Annotated in this window: 22 protein-coding genes; 15 read left to right on the forward strand and 7 right to left on the reverse strand. The window is 69.6% G+C overall.

The genetic code is table 11. The features are described 5' to 3' along the window. Positions 1-8: 8 nt before the first annotated feature. Positions 9-1,076 carry an MBL fold metallo-hydrolase gene (locus MW290_RS16980; RefSeq protein WP_250200034.1) on the reverse strand — a complete coding sequence of 356 codons (1,068 nt, stop codon included), beginning with the start codon at positions 1,074-1,076 and terminating at the stop codon, positions 9-11. 58 nt (positions 1,077-1,134) lie between these two features. Between MW290_RS16980 and MW290_RS16985 the strand changes: the two genes are divergently transcribed. The 7 genes from MW290_RS16985 to MW290_RS17015 are packed head-to-tail and all read left to right on the forward strand — an operon-like array spanning position 1,135 to position 7,617. Further along, positions 1,135-1,566: a MerR family transcriptional regulator gene (locus MW290_RS16985; RefSeq protein WP_250198890.1), complete on the forward strand. Its 432-nt coding sequence runs from the start codon at positions 1,135-1,137 to the stop codon at positions 1,564-1,566. Continuing rightward, a complete protein-coding gene (locus tag MW290_RS16990) occupies positions 1,563-2,105 on the forward strand; it encodes a GNAT family N-acetyltransferase (RefSeq protein WP_250198891.1) in 543 nt (180 codons plus the stop codon). Before MW290_RS16985 ends, MW290_RS16990 begins: the two co-directional genes overlap by 4 nt. A gap of 40 nt (positions 2,106-2,145) precedes the next feature. Continuing rightward, on the forward strand, positions 2,146-2,814 hold the full coding sequence (gene can, locus MW290_RS16995; RefSeq protein ID WP_250198892.1) for a carbonate dehydratase: 669 nt from the start codon (positions 2,146-2,148) through the stop codon (positions 2,812-2,814). Positions 2,815-2,833: 19 nt separating this feature from the next. After that, the gene (aceK, locus tag MW290_RS17000; RefSeq protein WP_250198893.1) at positions 2,834-4,591 is read left to right on the forward strand and encodes a bifunctional isocitrate dehydrogenase kinase/phosphatase; all 1,758 of its coding nucleotides are present in this window, start codon (positions 2,834-2,836) and stop codon (positions 4,589-4,591) included. Between the two features lie 12 nt (positions 4,592-4,603). Then, positions 4,604-5,788 carry an acetyl-CoA C-acyltransferase gene (locus MW290_RS17005; RefSeq protein ID WP_250198894.1) on the forward strand — a complete coding sequence of 395 codons (1,185 nt, stop codon included), beginning with the start codon at positions 4,604-4,606 and terminating at the stop codon, positions 5,786-5,788. Positions 5,789-5,801: 13 nt separating this feature from the next. Continuing rightward, entirely contained in the window at positions 5,802-6,467 is a 666-nt protein-coding gene (locus MW290_RS17010) for an SDR family oxidoreductase (RefSeq protein WP_250198895.1), read from the forward strand. A 19-nt stretch (positions 6,468-6,486) separates the two neighbouring features. Then, positions 6,487-7,617 (forward strand): acyl-CoA dehydrogenase family protein, encoded by a 1,131-nt coding sequence (locus MW290_RS17015; protein WP_250198896.1) that lies wholly within the window; start codon positions 6,487-6,489, stop codon positions 7,615-7,617. Between the two features lie 6 nt (positions 7,618-7,623). Here MW290_RS17015 and MW290_RS17020 read toward each other — a convergent pair whose 3' ends face one another. The 3 genes from MW290_RS17020 to MW290_RS17030 all read right to left on the reverse strand — a co-directional run bounded on the left by MW290_RS17020 (position 7,624) and on the right by MW290_RS17030 (position 8,521). Further along, positions 7,624-7,827 (reverse strand): hypothetical protein, encoded by a 204-nt coding sequence (locus MW290_RS17020; RefSeq protein WP_250198897.1) that lies wholly within the window; start codon positions 7,825-7,827, stop codon positions 7,624-7,626. A gap of 84 nt (positions 7,828-7,911) precedes the next feature. Next, positions 7,912-8,226 carry a helix-turn-helix domain-containing protein gene (locus MW290_RS17025; protein WP_250198898.1) on the reverse strand — a complete coding sequence of 105 codons (315 nt, stop codon included), beginning with the start codon at positions 8,224-8,226 and terminating at the stop codon, positions 7,912-7,914. After that, the gene (locus tag MW290_RS17030; RefSeq protein WP_250198899.1) at positions 8,210-8,521 is read right to left on the reverse strand and encodes a type II toxin-antitoxin system RelE/ParE family toxin; all 312 of its coding nucleotides are present in this window, start codon (positions 8,519-8,521) and stop codon (positions 8,210-8,212) included. The genes MW290_RS17025 and MW290_RS17030 overlap by 17 nt, the downstream gene beginning before the upstream one ends. Before the next feature lie 143 nt (positions 8,522-8,664). Here MW290_RS17030 and MW290_RS17035 point away from each other — a divergent pair, with 143 nt between their 5' ends. Together MW290_RS17035 and MW290_RS17040 are read left to right on the forward strand one after the other, a co-directional pair. After that, entirely contained in the window at positions 8,665-9,273 is a 609-nt protein-coding gene (locus tag MW290_RS17035; protein ID WP_250198900.1) for a 2-hydroxychromene-2-carboxylate isomerase, read from the forward strand. An 8-nt stretch (positions 9,274-9,281) separates the two neighbouring features. Next, on the forward strand, positions 9,282-9,860 hold the full coding sequence (locus tag MW290_RS17040; protein ID WP_250198901.1) for a DinB family protein: 579 nt from the start codon (positions 9,282-9,284) through the stop codon (positions 9,858-9,860). On the opposite strand, the gene MW290_RS17045 is transcribed toward MW290_RS17040, so the two are convergent. Together MW290_RS17045 and MW290_RS17050 are read right to left on the reverse strand one after the other, a co-directional pair. Then, on the reverse strand, positions 9,827-10,420 hold the full coding sequence (locus MW290_RS17045; RefSeq protein ID WP_250198902.1) for an SRPBCC family protein: 594 nt from the start codon (positions 10,418-10,420) through the stop codon (positions 9,827-9,829). The two genes, MW290_RS17040 and MW290_RS17045, sit on opposite strands and share 34 nt — an antisense overlap. Beyond that, on the reverse strand, positions 10,417-10,827 hold the full coding sequence (locus MW290_RS17050) for an ArsR/SmtB family transcription factor (RefSeq protein WP_250198903.1): 411 nt from the start codon (positions 10,825-10,827) through the stop codon (positions 10,417-10,419). The genes MW290_RS17045 and MW290_RS17050 overlap by 4 nt, the downstream gene beginning before the upstream one ends. A gap of 67 nt (positions 10,828-10,894) precedes the next feature. Between MW290_RS17050 and MW290_RS17055 the strand changes: the two genes are divergently transcribed. The 6 genes from MW290_RS17055 to MW290_RS17080 are packed head-to-tail and all read left to right on the forward strand — an operon-like array spanning position 10,895 to position 14,369. After that, on the forward strand, positions 10,895-11,386 hold the full coding sequence (locus tag MW290_RS17055; RefSeq protein ID WP_250198904.1) for a CreA family protein: 492 nt from the start codon (positions 10,895-10,897) through the stop codon (positions 11,384-11,386). A 4-nt stretch (positions 11,387-11,390) separates the two neighbouring features. Further along, the gene (locus MW290_RS17060) at positions 11,391-12,341 is read left to right on the forward strand and encodes a GNAT family N-acetyltransferase (protein WP_250198905.1); all 951 of its coding nucleotides are present in this window, start codon (positions 11,391-11,393) and stop codon (positions 12,339-12,341) included. A gap of 28 nt (positions 12,342-12,369) precedes the next feature. Further along, entirely contained in the window at positions 12,370-12,990 is a 621-nt protein-coding gene (locus MW290_RS17065; RefSeq protein ID WP_250198906.1) for a DUF4126 domain-containing protein, read from the forward strand. 10 nt (positions 12,991-13,000) lie between these two features. Next, positions 13,001-13,519, forward strand: coding sequence for a YbaK/EbsC family protein (locus MW290_RS17070; RefSeq protein ID WP_250198907.1), 519 nt, complete (start codon positions 13,001-13,003; stop codon positions 13,517-13,519). Next, positions 13,516-13,734: a DUF1289 domain-containing protein gene (locus MW290_RS17075; RefSeq protein ID WP_250198908.1), complete on the forward strand. Its 219-nt coding sequence runs from the start codon at positions 13,516-13,518 to the stop codon at positions 13,732-13,734. Before MW290_RS17070 ends, MW290_RS17075 begins: the two co-directional genes overlap by 4 nt. After that, a complete protein-coding gene (locus tag MW290_RS17080; protein WP_250198909.1) occupies positions 13,731-14,369 on the forward strand; it encodes a 2-hydroxychromene-2-carboxylate isomerase in 639 nt (212 codons plus the stop codon). Before MW290_RS17075 ends, MW290_RS17080 begins: the two co-directional genes overlap by 4 nt. Here MW290_RS17080 and MW290_RS17085 read toward each other — a convergent pair. Continuing rightward, positions 14,366-18,580, reverse strand: coding sequence for a DEAD/DEAH box helicase (locus MW290_RS17085; RefSeq protein ID WP_250198910.1), 4,215 nt, complete (start codon positions 18,578-18,580; stop codon positions 14,366-14,368). The two genes, MW290_RS17080 and MW290_RS17085, sit on opposite strands and share 4 nt — an antisense overlap. Positions 18,581-18,661: the final 81 nt, after the last annotated feature.

The following is an 18,661-nucleotide window of genomic DNA, read 5'->3' on the forward strand; positions in this document are numbered from 1 at the left end:
CTGCGCCGTCAGGCCGTGGTGGCCACGGTGAACCGCCACACGCCATCAGCGCCGCGGCTGCGTTGCACCCGCCCTCCATGCCACAGCATGTTCAGGTGGGCCAGCGACTCGGCCATCGCGAAGGTGGTCTGGTGGGCGTCCAGCTCGCGGCGGAACAGCACGGGCAGCATGTCGGCGGCGCTGCCGGGGCGCTGGCGCAGGGCCTGCATCAGCTCGGCCAGGCGTTCGTCGTGGTGGCGTTGCAGTTGCTGCACCCGCGTGTGCAGGCCGCGGAAGGGCCGGCCGTGTGAGGGCAGTACCAGCGTGTCTGCCGGCAGCTCGGCGGCGGTGCGGGCGATGGAGTCCAGATACAGCGGCAGCGGGTTGCCTTCGGGCTCGCTGCTGTGCACGCCCACGTTGGTGCTGATGCGCGGCAGCACCATGTCGCCCGCGATCAGCAGGCCGCCCTGCGCATCGTGCAGCGACATGTGCTCGGGCGCATGACCATAGCCCGCCATGCAGCGCCACGGCCGGCCGTTGATGTGCAGCACCATGCCGTCCAGCAGCCGCCGGTAGCTGGCGGGCAGGGCCGGCACCAGCTGCGCGAAATGATCGCTGCGGTGGCGTATCAGCTCCAGCGTCTCGCCATCCGCCAGGCCGTGCGCGGCCAGGAAGTCGGCGTTCTCGTCGCCGCCCTGGCCGGTGGCGTTGCGCGCCAGCTGGGCCACGCCGAAGTCGGTGGCGCTGATCCACATCCGGCATTGCCAGCGCTCGGTCAGCCAATGCGCCAGGCCGATGTGGTCGGGGTGCATGTGGGTGACGATCACGCGCAGCACCGGCAGGCCTTGCAGCGCGGTGGCAAACACCTGCTCCCACGCCGCGCGGGTGCTGGGGCTGTCGATGCCGCAGTCGACGATGGTCCAGCCCTCGCGCCCGTCCTGCCGGTCGCGCAGCAGCCACAAGTTGATGTGGTCGAGCGCAAACGGCAGCGGCATGCGCAGCCACAGCACGCCCGGCGCCACCTCCAGCGTGCCGCCGGAGGCGGGCAAGGTGTCGCCAAGGGGATAGACAAGCTGCAGTTCGTCGGCGTTTGCCATGGTCATGGTGCGGTGCGGGCCGCAGTACATTTACGTTTACGTCAACGTCAGTGTAGACATGCCCGCCGCCCCCCGCCCCGCCAAGGAAGGCAAGACCTTCAGCATCACCGAGCTTTCGCAGGAGTTCGATGTCACGCCGCGTGCCATCCGCTTCTACGAGGACATGGGCCTGCTGGAGCCGGAGCGCCGCGGCATGAACCGCGTGTACAACCACCGCGACCGCACGCGCCTCAAGCTCACGCTGCGAGGCAAGCGCCTGGGGCTCAGCCTGTCAGAGGTGAAGCAGCTGGTGGACATGTATGAATCGCCGTCCGACACCACGCAGCAGCTTGAGGCTTTCCTGGCCATGCTGCAATCGCACCGGCAGCAGCTCGAGCGCAAACTGGCCGACCTGCAGCTCACGCTCACCGAGATCGGGCAGCATGAGGCCCGTTGCCGCCGCATGCTGACGGACGCGCGCCGCACCCGCACCAAGAAGGAGGCCCCATGACGCCCGGAACGCCGCTGCCCACGCTGGTGGGCCAGCGCTGCACCCTGCGCGAGCTCACGCCCGCCGACGCGCCCAGCCTGCAACGCCATGCCGACGACGTGGAGGTGTGGCGCAACCTGTTCGAAGGCTTCCCGCACCCCTACACGCTGGCCGATGCCATCGCCTGGTGCGACGGCGGCGCCCGTGAATCGCACTACGGCCATGTGTGGGGCATCGATGTGCGCGGCGAAGTGATCGGCTGTGCCAACGTGGCGCCGCAGCAGGGCCCGCTACGCTGCAATGCCGAGGTGGGCTACTGGATCGGCCAGCCGCACTGGCGGCATGGCATCGCCACCGAGGCGCTGGGCCTGATCACCGAGTGGGTGTGGCAGGAGCTGCCCGAGATCACGCGCCTGTTCGCGCCCATCTTCGCGTGGAACACCGGCTCGCAGGCGGTGGCCCGCAAGTGCGGCTACATCAAGGAAGCCGACATGCCGCGCAGCGCCTTCAAGGATGGTCGCGTGATCGACCGCGTGCAGTACGCCATCTACCGGCCTTGACCGCCTTCACTTCCACTCCCTCTTTGTCCAAGGCCTTTTGATGAGTCAAGACTCCCTAGCCGACCTGCTCGACAAGAACCGCCAGTGGGCGGCCGATGTCGAGCATCGTCAGCCCGGCTTCTTCAGCAGCCTGCTGAAGCAGCAGGAGCCGCAGTACCTGTGGATCGGCTGCGCCGACAGCCGCGTGCCCGCCAACGAGCTGGTGGGCCTGGCGCCCGGTGAGCTGTTCGTGCACCGCAACGTGGCCAACGTGGTGGCGCACTCCGACCTCAACTGCCTGTCGGTGGTGCAGTTCGCGGTCGACCAGCTCAAGGTGCAGCACATCATGATCGTCGGCCACTCCAACTGCGGTGGTGTGCGGGCGGCGCTGTACAACAAGCGCGTGGGCCTGGTCGACAACTGGCTGCGCCATGTGCAGGACGTGCGCAGCCGCCACCAGGCCTGGCTGGACACCGTGCCCGAGGCCCGCCGCGTGGACGCGCTGTGCGAGCTCAACGTGCTCGAGCAGGCCCGCAACGTGTGCGAGACCACCGTGGTGCAGGACGCCTGGCAGCGTGGCCAGACCGTGGTGATCCACGGCTGGTTCTACGGCCTGCACAACGGCCTGCTCCAGGACCTGCGCATGACGGTCGGCAACTCCGACGACGTCAACACCGCTTACGAAACCAGCCTTGCAGCAGTTCAGCAGCGCTACACCCCTGCCACCTGACCCCCTGCTTCGCCCACCCATGTTTCCGCACCAGCTCACCGACGGCCGTGCCTTCCACATCGCCCAGGCCCTGCGTGATGGCTTCAACCGCCACTACACGCTGTTCAGGCAGACCAGCGCCGAAGCCAAGCAGCGCTTCGAGCAGGCCGACTGGCAGGGCCAGCAGCGCGCGCAGCGAGAGCGGATCGAGTTCTACGACCTGCGGGTGGACGAAGCAGTGCAACGGCTGCTCAACGAGTTCGATGCCAACGACCTGCCGATGGACGTTTGGCAGCAGGTCAAGCTGCACTTCATCGGCCTGTTGACCGACCACCACCAGCCCGAGCTGGCCGAGACCTTCTTCAACTCGGTCACCACCCGGGTGCTGCACCACAGCTACTTCCTCAACGACTTCATCTTCGTGCGCCCGGCGCTGAGCACCGAGTACATCGAGAACGACGAGCCGGCCGCCACGCCCACCTACCGCGCCTACTACCCCACGCGCGACACGCTGCACGAAACGATGGTGCGGGTGGTGCACAACTTTCAGCTGCAGCGCCCCTTCGAAGACCTGGAGCGTGACATTGCCCGCGTGCTGGAAGTGCTGGAGCCCGAGATGGGCATGAGCCGGCTGCGCGCCAATTTCCAGATCCAGGTGCTGGCCTCGCTCTTCTATCGCAACAAGGGCGCCTACCTGGTGGGCAAGGTGATCAACGGCTTCCGCGAGCTGGGCTTTGCGCTGCCCATCCTGCACAACGAAGCGGGCCAGCTGGTGATCGACACCGCGCTGCACGGCGAAGACGACCTGCAGATGCTGTTCAGCTTTGCGCGGGCCTACTTCATGGTGGACATGGAGATTCCCAGCGCCTACGTGCAGTTTCTTCGGTCGCTGATGCCGCGCAAGCCGCGGGCCGAGATCTACAGCGCGCTGGGCCTGCAAAAGCACGGCAAGAACCTGTTCTACCGCGACTTCCTGTACCACCAGCGGCACAGCAGCGACCGCTTCCGCATCGCGCCCGGCATCAAGGGCATGGTGATGCTGGTGTTCGACCTGCCCTCGTTCCCCTATGTGTTCAAGTGCATCAAGGACTTCTACCCGCCGCAGAAGGAAACCACGCGCGAGCAGATCCAGGGCAAGTACCAGCTGGTGAAGACCCACGACCGCGTGGGCCGCATGGCCGACACGCTGGAGTACAGCAACGTGGCCTTTCCGCGATCGCGCTTCGAAGATGAGCTGATCGCCGAGCTGAAGCACTTCTGCCCCAGCCTGATCGAGGAAGACGGCGACTGGCTGGTCATCCGCCACGTGTACATCGAGCGGCGCATGATCCCGCTGAACATCTTCCTGCAAGAGGCCACGCCCAGCCAGATCGAGCATGCGGTGCTGGAGTACGGCAACGCCATCAAGGACCTGGTGGCGGCCAACATCTTCCCGGGCGACATGCTGTGGAAGAACTTCGGCGTCACACGCCACGGCAAGGTGGTGTTCTACGACTACGACGAGATCGAGTACCTGACCGACTGCAACTTCCGCCGCGTGCCTGCACCGCGCAACGAAGAAGACGAGATGTCGGGCGAGATCTGGTATTCGGTCGGCCCGCGCGACGTGTTCCCCGAGACCTTCGAGCCCTTCCTGCTGGGCAACCCCGCGGTGCGCAAGGTGTTCATGGCGCACCACGCCGACCTGCTCGACCCCGCGTTCTGGCAGGGCCACAAAGAGCGCATTGCCGCCGGCCATGTGCACGACGTGTTCCCGTACGAGCCCGAGCGCCGCTTCCACCTCCGTCACGCTGTTTGAAAGGACGAAACCATGAGCGCACCTGATCCCATCGTCATCGTGTCCGCGGCCCGCACGCCCATCGGCGGCCTGCTGGGCGACTTTGCCGCGTTGCCGGCGTGGGAGCTGGGCGCCGTGGCCATCCGCGCCGCGGTGGAGCGGGCCGGCGTGCCCGGCGACGCGGTGGACGAAGTGCTGTTCGGCAACTGCCTGATGGCCGGCCAGGGCCAGGCGCCCGCCCGCCAGGCCGCACGCAAGGCCGGCCTGCCCGATTCGGCCGGCGCCGTGACGCTGAGCAAGATGTGCGGCTCCGGCATGCGGGCCATGATGTTCGGCCACGACATGCTGGCCGCCGGCAGCGCCGGCGTGGTGGTGGCCGGCGGCATGGAAAGCATGACCAACGCGCCGCACCTGATGTTTGCGCGCAAGGGCATCAAGTATGGCGCCTCGGCCGTGTACGACCACATGGCCATGGACGGCCTGGAAGACGCGTATGAACGCGGCAAGGCCATGGGCGTGTTCGCCGAATCGTGCGCGGCCAAGTACCAGTTCACGCGCGAGGCGATGGACCAGTTCGCCATCACCTCCACCCAGCGCGCCAAGCAGGCCAACGAAGATGGCAGCTTCGATTGGGAGATGGCGGCCGTCACCTTGCCCGGCAAGGCCGGCGACGTGCAGATCACCCGCGACGAACAGCCCTTCAAGGCCAAGCTGGACAAGATTCCGGGCCTGAAGCCCGCCTTCAAGAAGGACGGCACCATCACCGCCGCCACCTCGTCCAGCATCTCCGACGGCGCCGCCGCGCTGGTGATGATGCGCGAGAGCGATGCGGTGCGCCGCGGCGCCCGGCCCATCGCCCGCATCGTGGCGCACAGCGTGCACGCGCAGGCGCCCGAGTGGTTTGCCACCGCGCCGGCCGGCGCCATCGACAAGGTGCTGAAGAAGGCCGGCTGGCAGCCCGGCCAGGTCGACCTGTGGGAAGTGAACGAGGCCTTTGCCGCCGTCACCATGGCGGCCATGGCCGAGTTCAAGCTGCCGCACGACATCGTCAACGTGCATGGCGGCGCGGTGGCGCTGGGCCACCCCATCGGCGCCTCGGGCGCTCGCATCGTCGTCACGCTGCTGGGCGCGATGAAGAAGCGCAACGCCCAGCGTGGCGTGGCCTCGCTGTGCATCGGCGGCGGCGAGGCCACCGCCATGGCGCTGGAACTGCTGTGACCGGGGCCGCACGATGAAGGTCCTGGTGATCGGCGCCAGCCGCGGGCTGGGGCAAGAGCTGGTGCGGCAATGCCTGGCCGACCGCGCCCAGGTCACGGCCACCGCGCGCAGTGCCGAGGGTGTGGCCGCACTGCAGGCCATGGGCGCCGAAGCCTTTGCGCTGGACGTGAGCGATGCCGCCAGCGCCTCGGGCATCGCCTGGCGCTGCGACAACGCGGGCTTTGACCAGGTGTGGCTGATGGCCGGCGTGTACGGCCCGCGCACGCAAGGCCTGCAAACGCCCACGGAAGCCGACTTCGACGCGGTGATGCACACCAACGTGCTGGGCGCCATGCGGGTGCTGCCGCAGCTGGCCGATGCGTTGGCGCCCGGCGCCAAGGTGGCGGTGCTGTCGTCGCGCATGGGCTCCATCGGCCTGCGCTCGGCCACCGCCGGCTGGCTGTACCGCGCCAGCAAGGCCGCGCTCAACTCGGTGGTCAAGGACGTGTCGCTGGCCTGGCAGGGCAGGGCCGTTTGCGTGGCGCTTCACCCCGGCTGGGTGCAGACCGACATGGGCGGCAGCCAGGCCGACCTGACGCCGCAGCACAGCATTGCTGACCTGCGCCGCACCGTGGCGGGCCTGACGGCCCAACACAGCGGCGGCTTTTTCAACCACGACGGCCAGCCGCTGGCCTGGTAGTACCGCAGGAACCCCGCGCATGCATCTGTCTGAAGACCACCGCGCCATCCAGGACGCCGTGCGCAGCTATGTGCAAGACCGCATTGCGCCGCAGGCGGCGCAATGGGACAAGGCACACCACTTTCCGAAGGCCGAGCTGCAAGGCCTGGCCGAGCTGGGCTGCTACGGCGTGGCCGTGCCCGACGCATACGGCGGGGCGGGGCTGGACTACCTGTCGCTGGCCCTGATCCTGGAAGAGATCGCGGCCGGCGACGGCGGCACCTCTACCGTGGTCAGCGTCAACAACTGCCCGGTGTGCTCCATCCTGCTGGCCTGGGGCAACGAGCAGCAGAAGCAGCAGTGGCTGGTGCCGCTGGCCAGCGGCCGCATGCTGGGCGCCTTCTGCCTGACCGAGCCGCACGTGGGCTCACAGGCCGACGGCCTGAAAACCACCGCCGTGCGCGATGGTGACGACTACGTGATCAACGGCGTCAAGCAGTTCATCACCAGCGGCCAGAACGGCGACGTGGCCATCGTGATGGCGGTCACCGACAAGGCCGCCGGCAAGCGGGGCATCAGCGCCTTCCTGGTGCCCACCAAGGCGCCCGGCTACACCGTGGCGCGGCTGGAAGACAAGATGGGCCAGCACAGCAGCGACACCGCGCAGATCCTGTTCGAGAACTGCCGCGTGCCCGCTGCCAACCGCCTGGGCGAAGAAGGCCAGGGCCTGAAGATCGCCCTCTCGGGCCTGGAAGGCGGGCGCATCGGCATCGCTTCACAAAGTGTGGGCATGGCCCGCGCCGCCTTCGAGGCCGCACTGGCCTACAGCAAAGACCGCGTGGCCTTTGGCCAGCCGATCTTTCAGCACCAGGCCGTGCAATTCCGCCTGGCCGACATGGCCACGCAGATCGAAGCGGCCCGCCAGCTCATCTGGCATGCGGCCAGCCTGAAGGACGCCGGCCAACCCTGCCTGAAGGAGGCCGCGATGGCCAAGCTGTTTGCCAGCGAAATGGCCGAACGCGTCTGCAGCGCCGCCATCCAGACCCTGGGCGGCTACGGCTACGTCAGCGACTTTCCCCTGGAGCGCATCTACCGTGACGTGCGGGTGACGCAGATCTATGAGGGCACGTCGGATGTGCAGAAGATCTTGATTGGCCGGGCGTTGGGGTAGGGCGGGTCAGGGTGTGGGTGCGCCGCCCGCTGGGCCGCAGATCGCGCGGCGGGAATCGATGCCTTTTTCTGCGCAGACCTGAAGGTAGACGGCCAGGGAGTTCTTGAACTCCTGGCGCAGTTCCGTTGGGCTCTTTGCATAAAAGTCGGCACCTCCCGAGAGGCCCAGGATCTCACCGCAATACAGGCCGCTTTCAGGGTCGTATGCCATGCGCGCTGTGTAGCCCTGGACCGTCATCAAGTTCATAGCATCAGTCCCCGCCGCGGCGCACTTGTCCTGCTGAACGACTCGGCCTCACTTTCTCGACACCGCCAGCACCGCCTTCGGGTTGGTGCGAGCGATGGCCAGCAGCGTGCGCGCTGCACCGCTGGGCTGCTTTCTGCCTTGCTCCCAGCCTTGGAGCGTGCGAACCGAGACGCCCAGCAGGCTGGCGAACTGCGACTGGGACAGGCCGGTCGCTTCGCGAGCTTCGGTGGCCGACGAAACCACCACCTTGCCCTTGCCTGCCTTCATGTCCTTGATGGACTGCAGGATCTCCGCGCCCAGGTCCCGCTGTGCCTCGAACGCAGCGACTTCGGCAGGGTTGAGCTTCTTAGATTTCAAGGGCACGACGAATCTCCTTGAGTGTGCTGGGCGAAATGTTCGCAGACTCCGCCTTGGCATACAGCGTCAGCAGATAAACCTCACCCGCTTCGTTCCGAGCCAGATAGACGATCCTGACGCCGCTGGACTTGCCGGTTCCTTCCCGGGCCCAGCGCACTTTGCGGACACCTCCGGAGCCACGAATCAGCGACCCGGCGTCCGGGTTGCGGGATATGAAGGATGCGAATTCAGCGCGCTCGTCCTCGTCCCAGTACCGGGGCCACATCCTTTGAAAGATGGGGCTTTCGACGACGGTGAGCATGGTGGGACTGTACGCCTTAGGCGTAGGGCCGTCAATCAGTCGTTTTGCGCGACGACCAGCGCTCGGGTTTCCCGCAGCGCCTCCACCGCCCAGGGATTCCGCCACCCCCGCCCCCCACCCCCGCGTGCTACGTTCACCCCACCATGAACGCCCCCACGCCCGTCAGCTTCTATTTCGACTTCTCGTCGCCCTATTCGTACATCGCCTCCGAATGGATCGAGGCCCTGGCCGCGCGCCATGGGCGGGCGGTGAAGTGGCATGCCATCTTGCTGGGGGCCACGTTTCAGTACACGGGGCTCAAGCCGCCGGTGGATTACCCGTTGAAGCGCGAATACGCGCTGCGCGACTTCGCGCGGTCGGCGCGGGCCGAAGGCATTCCGTATCTCCAGCCGGCGCAATTTCCCATTGCCACCCAAAACGCGGCGCGTGTCTTCTATTGGCTGCAGTCGCAAGACCCGGCGCGGGCCGCATCGTGGGCGCATGCGGGGCTGCGGGCTTACTTCACCCGTGGCGTGCGGCTGGACGATGCATCGGCCTTGAAGGCCTTGGCCGAAGCTTCGGACATCGACCCGCAGGCGGCCGAAGCGGCCTGGTCCGATCCGCAATGGAAGCTGCGCCTGAAGCAGGCCAATGAAGAGGCCATCGCCGCTGGCGTGTTCGGCACGCCCTGGTTCGTGGTGGACGGTGAGCCCTTCTGGGGCAACGATCGCAAGTCGCAGATCGAGCGCTGGCTGTCCGGCGATCCCTTCTAGGAGCGGTGATGGACCTGCCCGGCCACTTGTCCATACAAGCGCATGCCAACAGGCTGGCCAACCATCGGCTGCATGGCGCGATGGCGGCGCTGGGCGCTGATGAGTTTCATGCGCCGCGCACCAGCTTTTTTCCCAGCCTGGCGGCCACGCTCAACCATCTGCTGGCGGTGGACCTGTATTACATCGGCGCCCTGCATGGCGATGCCGGCATCGTGCAGGCCTACCAAACCTTCCAGCCGGCCGGCACGGTGGCCGAACTGGCCGGTCGCCAGGCTGTCAGCGACCAGCGGCTGATCGACTTCTGCCTCTCGCTCACGCCCGAGGGCTGCGCGGCCGAAGTGGCGCTGGACCGCGGCGACCATGTGCAGCGCGATGCGGTGGGCCATGTGCTGGCCCATTTGTTCATGCACCAGACACACCACCGCGGCCAGGCCCACGCGATGCTGGCGGGCACCGCCATCGCGCCGCCGCAGCTCGACGAATTCCTGATGCCCAGCGAAGCGCACCTGCGCGTGGCCGAGATGCAGGCGCTGGGCTGGCGTGAAGAAGACGTCTACCGCCAGGCCGATTCCACCCACGGGCGGTAGGCCTCGCGCATCCGCGCGAAGGACGACCAGAAGGGCCGCGGCGTGCGCCCGGCCAGCCGGTCCAGCAGCACGCCCAGGTGGGTGTGCCAACCGCCCGCCACGCTGAGCATCGATGCGCTGGAAGCCAGCCGTCGGTGGGTGATGGTCAGCCGCACCTGCTGGCCGCCTGCTACCGGCGCCAGGTCGAATTCCACCGTGGAAGGCGGCGCGCCACCGGGCTCGGGCCAGCTCAGCACCAGGCGCTGCGGCGGCTGCCAGGCCAGCACCTGGCCACCGTGTTCGCCGATGTCGCCATCGCTGCACAGCTGGCTGGCATCGGGCGCCGGCTCGGCCACCGGCGAGAGGTCTTCGTTCTTGAAATGCAGCGTGTAGCGGCCGCCTTCGTGCGCTGCCATCGGCCCGCCGGCCAGCCACAGGGCGCGCTTGTCGGGGTCTACCAGGTAGGTCCACAGCCGCTCGGGCGTGCCGGGCAGCAGCCGCTCGATGCGCACCGTGGCGGGCGCGATCACCGCGCCCAGCGGCTCGGCGTCGGTGGAGGAAAGGGGGGTATGGGCAGTCATCGTGAGGGTCCTCGGGCAGGTCGGCGCGCCTTCTTGCGTACGGGCTCAGGCGCAGGGGCAGGGGCGGAAGCCGCGGCCGCGCTGGCGTCTTCGGCCAGCAGGGCGGCTTCCAGGGCATCGAGCCGCTGCGACCAGAAGGCCTGCTGCTCGTGAATCCAGGCGCCGGCTTCAGCCAGCGGGGCGGGGTTGAAGGACAGCAGGTGCTCGCGGCCCACCACCCGGCGCTGCACCAGCTGCGCACGCTCCAGGATGCGGATGTGCTTGGACACCGAGTTCAGCGAGATGGCGAACGGCGCCGCCAGCTCGGTGACGCGGGCCTCGCCGCGCGCCAGCCGCCGCAGGATGGCGCGGCGCGTGGCATCGGCCAGCGCGGTCATGGTGTGGTCCAGCAGGTCGGTTGTCGTCATGTCATTCACCGTTATGGGTGAATATAGAAGGCGACCGGCGCCTGTCAAGGCCGCTAAGCTGCGGCCCATGAAACAGCCTGCCTTCTCCTGCCTCCTTCGTCATGCCGCGCTGGCCCTTGGCCTGCTGGCGGCCACCGCCGCGCGGGCCGAGCCCGTGGGCGAGGTGGACACCGTCTTCAAGCTCATCGGCCCCGACCACAAGATCGTGGTCGATGCGTATGACGACCCCGGCGTGCAGGGCGTTACCTGCTATGTGTCGCGCGCCAAGACCGGCGGCGTGAAGGGCGCGCTGGGCCTGGCCGAAGACAAGGCCGAAGCCAGCATCGCCTGCCGCCAGACCGGGCCCATCAGCTTCAAGAAGCCGCTGCCGGCGCAGGAAGAGATGTTCACCGAGCGCATCTCCCTCATCTTCAAGAAGCTGCGCGTGGTGCGCATGGTGGACAAGACCCGCAACACGCTGGTGTACCTGACCTACTCCGACCGGGTGATCGAAGGCTCGCCGCAGAACAGCGTGACCGCGGTGCCGGTGGATCGGGGCACCGTCATTCCGCTGAAGTAAGGCCATGGACGAGCTGGTGCTGCGGCCGCTGGCCGACGCTGATTCGCTGGAAGCCATCACCGCGCTGCTGCACCGCGCCTATGCGCCGCTGGCCGCGATGGGCCTGAACTACACCGCGGTGGACCAGACGGTGGCCATGACGCGCGAGCGGGTGCTGGGCGGCCAGTGCTACGTGCTGGCCCGCGGTGCGCAGGTGGTGGGCACCATCACCGTCAACGGTCCGTTCGACCCGCAGCGCCATGCCTGGGCGCGGGCCACGCCCTGGTACTTCCGCACCGACGTGGCCCACATCCACCAGTTCGCCATCGAGCCGGCCCTGCGCGGCCAGCGGCTGGGCGAGCGGCTGTTTGCGGCGTGCGAGGCCTGGGCCCGCGCGCAGGGCCACCGCGCCATCGCGCTGGACACGGCGGTGCCGGCCCACCACCTGCGCGCGCTGTACGGCCGCTGGGGCTTTGCCGACGTGGACGAGGTGCAGTGGGACGGCAAGCATTACCGCAGCGTGGTGATGGTCAAGCCGCTGCAGCCGGGCACGCCGCCGGGCCTGGACGATGCCGAGCACCATTGCGCCGTGGTGCGCACGCTGTGGACCCGCGTGCAGGCCCGCGACTGGGCCGGCATGCGCGCGCTGTACGCCGCCGATGCGGTGACGCACTGGCCTTGCAGCGGCGAATGGTTCCTCGATGGTGATGCCATCGTGCGTGCCAATGCCGCTTACCCCGAGGGCTGGACCATCACGCTGCAGGCGGTGGACGCGCTGGCCGACGGCCGCGTGCATGCCGTGGTGCGGGTGGATCACCCGCCCGGCGTGTTCTTCTGCAATGCCCGCTACCGGCTGAACGGTGGCCCCACAGGCCCGGTGATTGCCGAGGCGGTGGAACACTGGGCCACGGCCGAAGCACCGCCGGCCTGGCGTACCGCCGAAGCCGTGGGGGCCTACCGGCGGGAGCCTGTCTGATCCACCCGCCCCGGGGCCCACTCAACACATGCACCTCGACACCACGCAACTGATGGCCCTGGCCGCCGCCCTGGGCTGGGCCAGCGGCCTGCGCCTCTATGCGGTGGTATTTCTCACCGGGCTGGCCGGCTGGCTGGGCTGGGTGCAGCTGCCGGCCGGGTTGCAGGTGCTGCAAAGCCCGGTGCTGCTGGCCGTCAGCGGCGCGCTGGTGCTGGTGGAGTTTCTCGCCGACAAGATCCCCTGGGTGGATTCGGCCTGGGACACGGTGCACACCGCCATCCGCATTCCGGCCGGGGCGGCGCTGGCTTACGGTGTGTTCGGCGGTGACGAGGCCACCTGGGGCGCCGTGGCCGCGCTGCTGGGCGGCAGCCTGGCGGCCACCGCGCATGCGGCCAAGGCGGCCACGCGGGCGGCAGTGAACACCTCGCCCGAGCCCTTCAGCAACATCGGCCTGTCGCTGCTGGGCGATGCCTTCGTGCCTTCGATGCTGTGGCTGTCGGTCCACCAGTCGCTGTGGTTCTTCGCGCTGCTGGCCGTGGGCGTGGTGGTGATGGTGGCAGCCATCGTGCTGCTGTCGCGCTTTTTGCGCGGGCTGGTTGGCCGGGTGCGTGCGGCTGCGGCCGGCGCAAGTGGCACCGCCGTGCCATGACAATGGCGCCATGAGCACTGCCGACACCCCCACACCGTCCGCCGAGGCCAGCACGGCCGGTTCTGAAGGTTTTCAGCGCGTCACCGCGCTGCTGGCCGAGCTGGGCCACCCGCATGCGCCGCGCTGGCTGGGCGTGCCGGCCCGCACCTCGCAGGAGGCGGCCGATGCGCTGGGCATCTTGGTGGGGCAGGTGGCCAAGAGCGTGATCTTCAAGCGCAAGGCCGACGAGGCCGCGGTGCTGGTGGTGGCCTCGGGCGACCGCCGGGTGGACGAGAAGAAAGTGGCCGCGCTGGTGGGGCCGGTGGGCCGCGCCGACGCCGCCTTCGTCAAGGCCCGCACCGGCTTTTCCATCGGCGGCGTGTCGCCGGTGGGCCATGCCGAAAAGCTGGTGACGCTGATCGACGACCAGCTGTTCCGCTTTGAAGCAGTGTGGGCCGCCGCCGGCCATCCCAACGGCGTGTTCATGCTGACGCCGCAGCAGCTGGCCAGCCTCACCGGCGCGCCGGTGGTGGACGTGGTGCAGGCATGACGACCGCTTTGGTGCCTTCGCCCTGCAACAGCGTGTGCCGCATGGACGAGACCAGCGGCTGGTGCCGCGGCTGCGCCCGCACGCTGGACGAGATCGCCAGCTGGAGCCGCCTGCCCGACGACGACAAGCGCGTGGTGTGGGCGCAGCTGCCGGCGCGGCGCGAGGCCTTGCGCCAGCGCGGCCTACTGGTGCTGGCGGGCCAGAGGCGGCCATGAAGTCGCTGCGCTTCTGGTTCGACGTGATTTCGCCCTACGCTTGGCTGGCCTTCGACCGGTTGCCGCAGGCGCTGGAAGGGCATTCTTACCTGGTGGAATACCGGCCGCTGCTGCTGGGCGCGGTGCTGCAGCACTGGGGCCAGCGTGGCCCGGCCGAGCTGGCGCCCAAGCGCGACTGGACCTACCGCCAGGTGCTGTGGCTGGCGCGCCAGCAGGGCACGCCGCTGCAGCTGCCGGCGCAGCACCCGTTCAACCCGCTGGCGCTGCAGCGGCTGGCGCTGGCCTGCAGCCCGCCGGGCGGCGCGCCCAACCGCCGCGTGGTGGAGGCCCTGTTCCGCCACGTGTGGTGCGAAGGCGGTGACGCCAACGACCCGCAGCGCCTGGCTGCGCTGGCGGCCCGGCTGCAGCCGCAGCGCGACCCTTCCTCGGCCGAGGTGAAGGAAGAGCTGAAGTTGTCTACACAAGCCGCCATCGAGCGCGGCGTGTTCGGCGTGCCGGCCATCGAGCTGGACGGCCGGCTGTTCTGGGGACTGGATGCGCTGCCCATGGTGGCCGCGGCGCTGGCGGGCGATCCGTTCTTCGATCAGCCGTGGGCGGAGGCCGCCGCGCCGCGGCCCGCCGTCAAGCGGCCTTAAAGGCCTGGCGGCGTTCCTAGTAGGAGTTCGCGCAGCTCATCGGCCCCGATCGCCTTGCCCTCGTCCTGCCCCTCCAGCAGCCCATCGGCCAGGCCGCGCTTGTCGCGGTGCAGTTCGACGATGCGCTCCTCGATCGAGCCGGCCGTGACCAGCCGGTACACCGTCACCGGCCGCTGCTGGCCGATGCGGTGGGCGCGGCCCATGGCCTGGTCTTCGGCGGCCGGGTTCCACCAGGGGTCGACGATCAGCACATAGTCGGCCATCGTCAGGTTGAGGCCGAAGCCGCCCGCCTTCAGGCTGATGAGGAACAGCTCGCCCTCGCCGCGCTGGAAGGCGGCCACGCGGCGCGCCCGCTCGGGCCCCGGCGTGCTCCCGTCCAGGTACTGGTAGGCAATGCCGGCATCGTCCAGCCGCCGGCCCAGCAGCTTCAAGAAGTCGGTGAACTGGCTGAACACCAGCGCCTTGTGCTGGCCGTCCACCAACTCGCGCACCAGGGTCTCGAACTCCTGTGCCTTGCTGCCTACGATGCCCAGCTCGGGCGCCACCAGCCGCGGGTCGCAGGCGGCGCGGCGCAGCCGTGTGAGTTCGGCCAGCACGTGGAAGGCGGTGTCGGGGCCGCCCTTGTCGCCCATGGCCTGGATGCGTTCGACGGCATTGCGGCGCAGTGCTTCCAGGAAGTTGCGCTCGGCCTCGCCGGGCTGCACCTGGTGGACGATCTCGGTGCGCGGCGGCAGGTCGGTCAGCACCTGGGCCTTGGTGCGCCGAAGCAGGAAGGGCGAGACCAGCCGGCGCAGCCGGGCGCGGGCCGCGGCGTCCTGCTGTTTCTCGATCGGGCTGCCGAAGCGTTCGTTGAACTGCGTGGCCGTGCCCAGCAGGCCGGGGTTCAGCATGTTCATGATGGACCACAGGTCGGCCAGCCGGTTTTCCACCGGCGTGCCGGTGAGTGCCAGGCGGAAGTCGGCCTTCAGCTCGGCCACCGACTTGGCGCGCTTGGTGGCGGCGTTTTTCACCGCCTGGGCCTCGTCCATCACCAGCGTGGCCCAGGTGCGCCGCGCAAAGCGCTCGGCGTCCAGCTGGACCAGTGCGTAAGAGACGATGAGCAGGTCGCCCGGCCCGGCTTCGTCGATGCTGGCGTCGCGGTTGCGGTCGTTGCCCGCATCGCCGTAGATGGCGGCGCGCAGGCCGGGCGCGAAGGTCTGCGCCTCGGCCAGCCAGTTGCCGGCCACCGACGTCGGCGCCACCACCAGCGCCGGGCCCAGCTCGGCGCGTGCCAACAGCATCGCCAGCGTCTGCACCGTCTTGCCCAGGCCCATGTCGTCGGCCAGGCAGGCGCCCAGGCCGGCATGGGCCAGCCGTGCCATCCAGGCATAGCCTTCGGCCTGGTAGCTGCGCAGTTCGGCCCGCAGGCCCTTGGGCAGTTCGGGCTGCAGCCGGGCGGCAGCCTGCAGCGCGGCAAGCCGCTGGCGCCAGGGGTTGTCGCCGTCCACCTGCATGCCGTCCAGTGTGGCTTCCAGCCAGGCGGCACCGGCGGCCGGCAGCGCAAACACGCCGTCGGGCCGCTGCGCGCCCAGCGCCGAAAGGTCGGCCAGCTGCTGGCGCAGCCGCTCGGTCAGCGCCAGGTATTCACCTTCGCCCAGCGCGACGAAGCGGCCGGTCTTGGCCCGTTGCGCCATCTGCAGCAGCTGCTGCAGGCCCACCACGCGGTGGTCGTCCACCTTCAGCTCACCTTCCAGCGCAAACCATTGCCGCTCGCTGCTCACGCGCACGGCCAGCGCATGCGGCGCCACGGTGGTCACGCGCACCGGCTTGCCACGCGGCCAGTCCAGCGCGGCGATGGCGGGCAGCGTGGGCAGGGCTTCCACCGTCTGCAGCGCCAGCTCTGGCGTGTCCAGCAGCCAGCCGGCCTCACCGGCTTCGCTGCCTTCCAGCCAGGGCAGGGCATCGAGCACGCTGCGCAGGTGGGCGGCCTCCTGGGCCAGGTCGCGGCGGCTGGCCAGGCTCAGGCCTTCGTGCACGGTCATCAACCGCTCGCGGCCCACGGCCGGCGGCACCGCGGGGCCGAAGCCGCCGAAGGGCATCACCACCAGGCGCAGCTGCAGCGCATCGCCCACCGGCACCAGCTGGGCGCGCAGGCGGCTTTCGCCGGGTACTTCGGTGCCGGCGGCGGCATCGCTGTGCAGCTGGAAGTGGCCGGCCAGCACCTTGAGCGCGGCTTCCAGCTCGGCCTTGGCGCCCACCGGCACCGCCCAGTCCTGCGACACCAGCTCGGCCACGCGGCGCTGCGCCGGGGTGATGCGGATCAGCCGCGCACGGTCAGGCGCATCGCGCACCACGCGCAGGCTGTTGCGGCGCTCCACCTCGGCCTGGCGCTCGTCGGCATAGAACCAGCCTTCGCCCAGGTGCGGCGGCGTGGCGGGCTGCAGCGGCGGATCGATGCGGAAGACGTACTGCTCGCCCGCCTCGTTCAGCCGGCGGGCCACTTCGATGATGGGCAGGGCTTCGTTCAGCTCCACCAACTGGCCCGGCGCGTCGTGGAAGAACACGCCGGGGTGGCGCACCAGCGACTGCGCGGCGCCGGTCACGTCCAGCACCAGCTGGCGCGCCGACCAGCGCGAGCGCTCGATGTTGCGGGCCACGGCGGCGTCGCGCGCATCCAGACGGGCGCTGGCCTTGACCTTGTTCAGCGTCAGCGGCTTGGGCTTGCGGGCGCCGGGCGGCTGCTCATAGGGTTGCACCGCCTGTACGCGGCCTTCTTCGTCCAGCGTCAGGCACCACAGCAGTGTGGGCACGGCGGCCTGCAGCGGGTGGTCGGGCGTGCCGTCGCCGCCCAGCGCGGCGATCGCGGCCAGCGCATCGCGCCAGGCTTCGCGCGGGGCGGCCAGGAAGGGTGCCGGCGGCGTTGCGCCGGGCGGCGGAGCGTGTACATCGGCGGCCGCCATCAGGCCCAGGCGCACCGCGGCTTCACGCACCAGCGCAGCCATCCAGTGCTGGCCCAGGTCGGCCAGGCCGTCGATCAAGTGGCGAGCGCGCAGCGCCGTCCAGCCGCCGGGCGTGTGGCCTGCCCAGGCGGCCAGCAGCAGCCGGCTGGCCTGCATCAGCAGGTGGTCGGGGTCCAGCGCCTGGCTGCTGGCAAAGGCAAAGGCCTGCGGGTCGATGGCCTGGTCGCCCAGGCGTACCGCCGCGGCATGCGCCCACAGGCCCCAGAAGCTGTGCGGGGCCGGGCTGCGGCTGCCCGACTCGGCCACGCACAGCTTGCGGGCGGTGGACCAGGCGGTGGCTTCGGGCTGGGCCAGCAGCGAGAGCACCAGCGGCCACACCAGCTCCTGCGGCAGCGCCGCCTGCCGCTTGCCGGCGCCCTTGGCGGCGGCCTTCATCGCGGCCTGGCCGTCGGCCGCGGCCTGCGGCCACTGGCCGGCATGGGCCAGCGCCAGCGCATCGAACAGGTCGATCAGCGGGCCGGCCAGGCCCACCAGCGCCTGGTGCATGCCTGGCACGTCGCCGGCGTGCAGCCGGTGGGCGGCCAGGCGGCAGCGCACCGGCGGCGGCACTTCGTCGGGCGCGCGGCGCAGCCAGTCGTCCACCGCCTCGCGCAGTGCCGCGGGCGTGTCGGCTTGGGCGGCCATCACCAGATGGGCCAGCAGGCCGCGATGCTCGGCCGGCAGGCTATCGAACAGCGGCCGCAAGAAGGGCTCGGTCAGCGCCGCAGTCAGCGTGGCGGCGCTGCTGGCTTCCACCAGCGGGCCCTCCAGCAGTCGCATCAGCTCGGCGGCTGGGCGCGGGCTGTACAGCACCAGCCGCAGCAGGCCCACGCGGTCGGCGGCGGTGGGCAGGCGCACCCAGGCCGGCTCGCCATCGGGCCGCATCGGCGTGCCGCCGTTGGCGGCCGCGAAGGCGCGCCAGTAGTGGGGTGCGGCGGGGTGCTGCATCAGCGCGGTGAAGCGGGTGTGCCAGGCGGCATCCACAGGCACCGTCACGCCCAGGCCTTCCACCCGCTGGGCGCGGCCCTGTTGCACCAGATCGTCCATGGCTTCGGTCACGGCGGCCAGCGAGGGCGGGCGCTCGGGCGCGTGGCCCCGCGCTTCCAGCAGCCAGCGCGCCATCTGCAGCAGCCAGCCGCGCGGGCGTGGGCTGGCAGCCAGGCACAGCGCATCGTGCACGACGTCGGTCAGGGGGTCGGGTGGCAGGTCGTCGAACAGCGAAGGTGAGGTCATGCGGCGGGGCGGAGGATGTTTGTCCCGAGCGGGCAAACCCGGACGAATTGCATATGGAGAAACGAAGCCTCAGGGTTGGGC

Source organism: Aquincola tertiaricarbonis, assembly GCF_023573145.1.
In the GTDB taxonomy this organism is placed as follows: domain Bacteria; phylum Pseudomonadota; class Gammaproteobacteria; order Burkholderiales; family Burkholderiaceae_C; genus Aquincola; species Aquincola tertiaricarbonis_B.

Coding starts and splice junctions, on each gene's coding strand:
- MW290_RS17005 (WP_250198894.1), top strand. CDS start 4,604: ATGAGCGCACCTGATCCCATCGTCATCGTGTCCGCGGCCCGCACGCCC.
- MW290_RS17060 (WP_250198905.1), top strand. CDS start 11,391: ATGGACGAGCTGGTGCTGCGGCCGCTGGCCGACGCTGATTCGCTGGAA.
- MW290_RS16985 (WP_250198890.1), top strand. CDS start 1,135: ATGCCCGCCGCCCCCCGCCCCGCCAAGGAAGGCAAGACCTTCAGCATC.
- MW290_RS16990 (WP_250198891.1), top strand. CDS start 1,563: ATGACGCCCGGAACGCCGCTGCCCACGCTGGTGGGCCAGCGCTGCACC.
- MW290_RS17050 (WP_250198903.1), bottom strand. CDS start 10,827: ATGACGACAACCGACCTGCTGGACCACACCATGACCGCGCTGGCCGAT.
- MW290_RS17010 (WP_250198895.1), top strand. CDS start 5,802: ATGAAGGTCCTGGTGATCGGCGCCAGCCGCGGGCTGGGGCAAGAGCTG.
- can (WP_250198892.1), top strand. CDS start 2,146: ATGAGTCAAGACTCCCTAGCCGACCTGCTCGACAAGAACCGCCAGTGG.
- MW290_RS17055 (WP_250198904.1), top strand. CDS start 10,895: ATGAAACAGCCTGCCTTCTCCTGCCTCCTTCGTCATGCCGCGCTGGCC.
- MW290_RS17020 (WP_250198897.1), bottom strand. CDS start 7,827: ATGGCATACGACCCTGAAAGCGGCCTGTATTGCGGTGAGATCCTGGGC.
- MW290_RS16980 (WP_250200034.1), bottom strand. CDS start 1,076: ATGGCAAACGCCGACGAACTGCAGCTTGTCTATCCCCTTGGCGACACC.
- MW290_RS17030 (WP_250198899.1), bottom strand. CDS start 8,521: ATGCTCACCGTCGTCGAAAGCCCCATCTTTCAAAGGATGTGGCCCCGG.
- MW290_RS17045 (WP_250198902.1), bottom strand. CDS start 10,420: ATGACTGCCCATACCCCCCTTTCCTCCACCGACGCCGAGCCGCTGGGC.
- MW290_RS17085 (WP_250198910.1), bottom strand. CDS start 18,580: ATGACCTCACCTTCGCTGTTCGACGACCTGCCACCCGACCCCCTGACC.
- MW290_RS17035 (WP_250198900.1), top strand. CDS start 8,665: ATGAACGCCCCCACGCCCGTCAGCTTCTATTTCGACTTCTCGTCGCCC.
- aceK (WP_250198893.1), top strand. CDS start 2,834: ATGTTTCCGCACCAGCTCACCGACGGCCGTGCCTTCCACATCGCCCAG.
- MW290_RS17065 (WP_250198906.1), top strand. CDS start 12,370: ATGCACCTCGACACCACGCAACTGATGGCCCTGGCCGCCGCCCTGGGC.
- MW290_RS17075 (WP_250198908.1), top strand. CDS start 13,516: ATGACGACCGCTTTGGTGCCTTCGCCCTGCAACAGCGTGTGCCGCATG.
- MW290_RS17040 (WP_250198901.1), top strand. CDS start 9,282: ATGGACCTGCCCGGCCACTTGTCCATACAAGCGCATGCCAACAGGCTG.
- MW290_RS17015 (WP_250198896.1), top strand. CDS start 6,487: ATGCATCTGTCTGAAGACCACCGCGCCATCCAGGACGCCGTGCGCAGC.
- MW290_RS17080 (WP_250198909.1), top strand. CDS start 13,731: ATGAAGTCGCTGCGCTTCTGGTTCGACGTGATTTCGCCCTACGCTTGG.
- MW290_RS17070 (WP_250198907.1), top strand. CDS start 13,001: ATGAGCACTGCCGACACCCCCACACCGTCCGCCGAGGCCAGCACGGCC.